The sequence below is a fragment of the Corallococcus sp. AB049A genome, from assembly GCF_003668885.1.
In the GTDB taxonomy this organism is placed as follows: Bacteria; Myxococcota; Myxococcia; order Myxococcales; family Myxococcaceae; genus Corallococcus; species Corallococcus interemptor.
The window spans coordinates 1-5,267 of sequence record NZ_RAWL01000530.1; the positions used below are offsets into that span (position 1 = coordinate 1).

The following is a 5,267-nucleotide window of genomic DNA, read 5'->3' on the forward strand; positions in this document are numbered from 1 at the left end:
CGCCAGCTTCGCTTCCGAGCCGAACTGCCCGCTCGGGTGAATCCGTCCCAGCGCGATGTCGCGCTCAATCTGTGCTTCCACGTACGCCACGAGCCCGCCGTGCCCCATCCCCATTCCCCTTCCTCGTTTCAGCATCGCCATCCAACCAGAGGGGTCTGACATGTACGCGTGATGCCTCACCGCCCGCGTCGGCTGACTGGAGAAGGCGCCCTCCGGAGCCGGACGAAAAAAACCTGTCCGACTGTCGGACAGGTTTTCGGAAAGCGCGCCCGGCGGGCGGCCCCGGCTTCATGCCGCGCGAGCCTGTCCGACTGTCGGACAGGTTTTCGGAAAGCGCGCCCGGCGGGCGCTTCGGTCCGTGGACTGGTTCTGGCGACCTCACACGCACGACATCGCAGACCACCGCTGTGCCTCGAGAGGCGTGAACCGGTCCGACTGTCGGACAGGTTTTTTGGACCGTACGCCCGGCGAGCGCTTCGGTCCTTGGCCTGGTCCCAACTTCCTCATACACACGAAATCGTGCTCCGCTGCTGCGCCTCGGGGGGCGCGGACCTGTCCGACCGTCAGACAGGTTTTGAAACTGCGCGCCCGGCGAGTGCTTCAGCCTGTGGACTGGTCCTGGCGTCCCCACACGCACGACATCGCGGACCGCCGCTGCGCCTTGGGAGGCACGAACCTGTCTGACGGTCGGACAGGTTTTTGGACCTTGTGCCCGGCGAACGCTTAGGCCCGTGGCCTGGTCCCAACTTCCTCATACGCACGACATCGCGGACCACTGCTGCGCCTCGGGAGACGTGCATCTGTCTGACTGTCGGACAGGTTTTTCGGCAACCGCGCTTCGGCCCGTGGCTTGGTCCTGGCGCCCTTGCACACGTGAAATCGTGGGCTATCGCTGTGCCTCGGGAGGCGTGATCCTGTCCTGCTGTCGGGCGGGATTTTGACCGCTGCCCGGCTTGCGCTTCGCGCCCGTGGCCTGGTCCTGGCGTCCTCGCACGCATGCCATCGCGCTCCGCTGCTGCGCATTGGGAGGCGTGAACCTGTCTGACTGTCGGACAGGTTTTGAGACTGCGCGCCCGGAGGGCGTGCTGCCCGTGGCCTGACCTCGGCGTTCGAATACGCACCTCGTCACTGACTACCGCTGCGTTCCGCCAAGCACGTTCCTTCAACTTGATTCGGCGCGGACCTGTCCGACTGTCGGACAGGTTTTGAAACTGCGCGCCCGGGCGGACACATCTGTCTGTAGCCTGGCCCTGACCTGAGGTCCGCACGTGCGACACCGCTGCGCCTTGCAAGGCGCGTCCACGGTTTCATTCGGCGCGGACCTGTCTGACTGTTGGACAGGATTTGAAACTGCGCGCCCGGGTGGCATGCTCGTTCGAGTACGCACCACGTCACTGCTTATCGCTGCGTTCCGACAGGCACGTTCCTTCCCATTTGAGTTGGCGGGAACTTGTCCGACTGCCGGACAGGTTTTCAGGCAACCGTGCCTGGGCGGCACTCCTGTCTGTGGGCTGGTCCTGGTGGCTGCACGACCGCTGCGCCTCACATGGCGCGTCCTCGGCCTGGTTTCATTCGGTTTGAGCCTGTCCGACTGTCGGACAGGTTTTGAGACCGCGCGGCCGGAGGGGGCCCATCGTTTCCTGGCTGAAGACCCACTCGACTGGCGGCGTCATTGGCGAAAACGGATCTCACGTCCACCTTCTTGGCTCATCGCGGTGTTCACCAAGTCGGACTTCAGTCGCCGGTGGCGGCCCGATTTGAGCCGCGCGCGGGGAGCGGCGAGACTCTTGGCCGTCATGGCTTCTTCCCGGCAGCACCTGGATGCACTCACCGGGCTGCGGTTCCTCGCGGCCGCGCACGTCGTCGCCTACCACGTGTATCACCTGGTCTTCACCGGCACGGAGGCGCCGCCGGGACTGCATGGGCTGCTCGACAGCGGGTACGTGAGCATCGGCTTCTTCTTCGTCCTGTCGGGCTTCCTCCTTGGCTACCACCACCTGGAGCGGCCTCCGGACTCGTACGAGACTCGCAAGGCGTTCTGGGTGGCCCGCTTCGCGCGCATCTATCCTGTCTATGCGTTGGGCCTGGTGCTTGATGCGCCCTCGTACCTCAAGGGACTGCGCGACGCGTGGACGGTGGACCCCTGGCGGGGGATGGAGCACGCGGAGGCCCTGGTGCTCACGCCCCTGCTGCTCCAGAGCTGGACGCCGTGGACCGCGATGGCGTGGAACGGCTCGGGCTGGCCGGTGGCGGTGGGCGCGTTCTTCTGCGCCGCCTTCCCCTTCCTGGCCGGCAGGCTGGGCCTGCTGGGGCCCAAGGCGCTTGGGGTGGCTGCGGCGGTGGCTTACGCCGCCTCCCTGGTGCTCCCGGCGCTCTACATGGTGGCGGATCCGGACCACACCGGGGGCACCGCGTCCGCGTACAACTCCGGCCCGTGGATGCTGGCGCTGCGCTTCAACCCGCTGGCGCGGCTGCCGGAGTTCATCCTGGGCATCCTCGCGGCGCGCGGCTTCCTGCTCCGGGCACACGCGCCCTCCCACCCGGTGGCGCTGGCGGCGGTGGGAGGACTGATCATCTTGGCGCTGCTGGGAAGCCCGTGGCTGCCCTTCCCGCTGTTGCACAACGGGCTGCTGGCGCCGGTGTTCGCGGTGCTGTTCATCCTGCTGTCGGGGAGCCAGGGAGCCGTGGCGCGAGCGCTGGCTTCACGACCGCTGCGCATCCTGGGTGAGTCGAGCTACGCGCTCTTCCTCCTGCACATGCCGGTGCTGTTCGCCTGGAAGTCCGTGCTCAAGCGGCTGGGCGAGCCCCCCACGTCCGCCTGGGCGGTGGCGGTGTTCGTGGTGGGGTCGGTCATCCTGAGCGTGCTCGCGCATCAACGCGTTCAGAAACCCGCGCGGGCATGGATCCGCGAGCGCCGGGCCTCTAGGCGCTCTTCGCCTGGGGCCGGCGGTGCACGCCGCGCTTCACGGGGCCCAGCTGCGCGAGCACCCGGCCAATCTCCACCAGCTCCACCGGCTTGACCAGGTGCAGGTCGAAGCCCGCGTCCTCGCTGCGGGCCCGGTCCTCCGGCGTCCCGTAGCCCGTGAGCGCGATGAGGTGCGCGTCCGAGGCCACTCGCCCTCGCAGCTCCTGCGCCACCTGATAGCCGTCCAGGCCCGGCAGGCCGATGTCCAGGATGATGACGTCGTAGGTGCCGGAGGTGGCCATGACGAGCGCCTCCGGACCGTCCGAGGCGACCGCGACGGTGTGGCCCCACATCTGGAGCATCTCGCGCAGGCCCTCGCGCGCGTCGGGGTTGTCGTCCACCAGGAGGATGCGCCACTCGCCCCGGCGGGACTCGACGCGCTCCACGGCGGGCTCGGGCCTCGCGGCGTCCGTGAGCAGCGGCAGCGTGACGGTGAAGATGCTGCCCTGGCCCTGGCCCTCGCTGAAGACCTCCACCTGGCCGCCGTGCTCCTCCACCAGGTGGCGCACCAGCGTCAGGCCAATGCCCAGTCCGCCCCGGCTGCGCGCGAGCCCCGCATCCAGCTGCGCGAAGAGCTCGAAGATGTGCGCCTGGTCCTCCGGCCGCAGGCCGATGCCGGTGTCCTGCACGGAGACGCGCACGCGCGAGTCCTCCGTCACGTGGGCGCCCACGGTGACGATGCCGCCGTCGGGCGAGTACTTGGAGGCGTTGTCGAGCAGGTTGGTGAAGACCTGCTCCAGGCGCGTCCGGTCGCCGTCCATCCAGCAGGGCGCGGTGGGAAGGGCCTCGCGCAGGATGAGCCCTCGCTCCTCCATCACGGGCCGCGCGGCGGCGAGCGAGTGCTGCAACACGGTGTTGAGATCCAACCGGCCGCGGCGCAGGGCGTACTTGCCCCGGGTGATGCGGCTGACGTCGAGCAGGTCGTCCACCAGGTGGCGCAGGTGGCTCACCTGCCGCTCGATGATGTCCCGGCGGCGCGCGTCCGCTTCCGACAGGCCGTTGGAGTCCTTCTGTCCCAGCATCTGCACCGCGACGGAGATGGCGGCCAGGGGGTTGCGCAGCTCGTGGGCGAGCATGGCGAGGAACTCGTCCTTCTTGCGGCCGGCCTCTTCCAGGCGGGCGGCGTTGGCCAGGGCCTCGCGCTCCACACGCCGCAGGCGCAGGACGCTGTTGACGGTGGCGATGAGCTCTTCGGGGTCGAAGGGCCGGGTGAGGTAGACGTCCGCGCCGGCGCGCAGGCCCGCGACCTTCTTCTCCGCGGTGATGAAGGTGGCGGACGTGTGGATGATGGCGCTCTCCCGCGTGCGCGGGTCCTCCTTCAGCCGCCGGCACACGTCGTAGCCGCTCATGTCCGGCAGCTTCACGTCGAGCACGATGACGTCCGGGCGCGAGTCGAAGGCGACCTCCAGGGCCTCGGCGCCCGTGACGGCCTCCAGCACGTCGTAGCCCGCCAGGCGCAGGGAGTACGTGCCCAGGTAGAGGCTCGCGGGGGTGTCGTTGACGTGGAGGATGGTGGCTTTGACGGTAGCGAGCACGGTCGACAACCCCAGGGAGGAGCCGAGCCGATTTCTACCGCAGCGGCTGGGGCCCACGCGAACCGGGATCATCCGGCTCCCTGCCCTCTCCCACGCGCCGCGCGCTCAGGAGGGACAGGGAGTGTTGGAACCGCGACACCTCAGGGCTCGGTCCACACCGCCAGCTCATTGCCCGTGGGATCCGCGAAGTGGAAGCGCTTGCCTCCGGGGAAGGAGAACGTGTCCTTCACGATGCGCCCTCCGGCCTCGCGCACCTTCTGGAGCGTCGCGTCCAGGTCCTTCGAGTACAGCACCAGCAACGCGCCACCCTTGGACACCTCGCGCTCCTTGTCGAAGCCGCCGTTCAGCCGCCCGTCATTGAAGGCCGTGTAGTCCGGGCCGTAGTCCTCGAACTTCCAGCCAAACACGGCGCCGTAGAAGCGCTTCGCCTCCGCGATGTCCTTCACGGGGAGCTCGAGGTAGTCGATGCGGTGGTGCTGCTCGGCCTGCTGCGGTGCGGTGGACATGGGGTGCCTCCTCCAAGTGGGAACACCCCCACCTTACGCACCCGCCTCCCGGGAGGATTGGACGAATCCGACCTGCGCCCGCTCGCGCACGTACGCCCCGGGCGTCAGCCCCATCAGCGCCCGGAACTCCCGCACCTGGTGCGCCTGGTCGTAGTACCCCGCCGCCAGCGCCCACTCCGCGCCCTCCAGCCGCCGCGACAGCTCCACCGCGTGCTGCATCCGGGCGATGCGGCACAGCACCTTCGGCGACAGCCCCACCGC

4 protein-coding genes and 1 pseudogene are annotated in these 5,267 nt (G+C 68.7%); 1 reads left to right on the plus strand and 4 read right to left on the minus strand.

What is annotated here, in order from left to right; all coding sequences use genetic code 11:
- Nucleotides 1-114: pseudogene (locus D7X55_RS35320) on the minus strand (GntR family transcriptional regulator); the annotation flags it as partial.
- A 1,682-nt stretch (nucleotides 115-1,796) separates the two neighbouring features.
- Here D7X55_RS35320 and D7X55_RS35325 point away from each other — a divergent pair.
- Complete coding sequence (locus tag D7X55_RS35325; RefSeq protein WP_158626474.1) at nucleotides 1,797-3,020, plus strand: acyltransferase; 1,224 nt, start codon at nucleotides 1,797-1,799, stop codon at nucleotides 3,018-3,020.
- On the opposite strand, the gene D7X55_RS35330 is transcribed toward D7X55_RS35325, so the two are convergent.
- From D7X55_RS35330 to D7X55_RS35340, 3 genes are all read right to left on the minus strand, one after another.
- Nucleotides 2,923-4,500 carry a response regulator gene (locus tag D7X55_RS35330; RefSeq protein WP_120552106.1) on the minus strand — a complete coding sequence of 526 codons (1,578 nt, stop codon included), beginning with the start codon at nucleotides 4,498-4,500 and terminating at the stop codon, nucleotides 2,923-2,925. The genes D7X55_RS35325 and D7X55_RS35330 overlap by 98 nt on opposite strands.
- A gap of 140 nt (nucleotides 4,501-4,640) precedes the next feature.
- Complete coding sequence (locus D7X55_RS35335; RefSeq protein ID WP_120552102.1) at nucleotides 4,641-5,006, minus strand: VOC family protein; 366 nt, start codon at nucleotides 5,004-5,006, stop codon at nucleotides 4,641-4,643.
- Between the two features lie 33 nt (nucleotides 5,007-5,039).
- On the minus strand, nucleotides 5,040-5,267 hold a 228-nt coding region (locus D7X55_RS35340; protein WP_147470334.1), incomplete at its 5' end, for a helix-turn-helix domain-containing protein.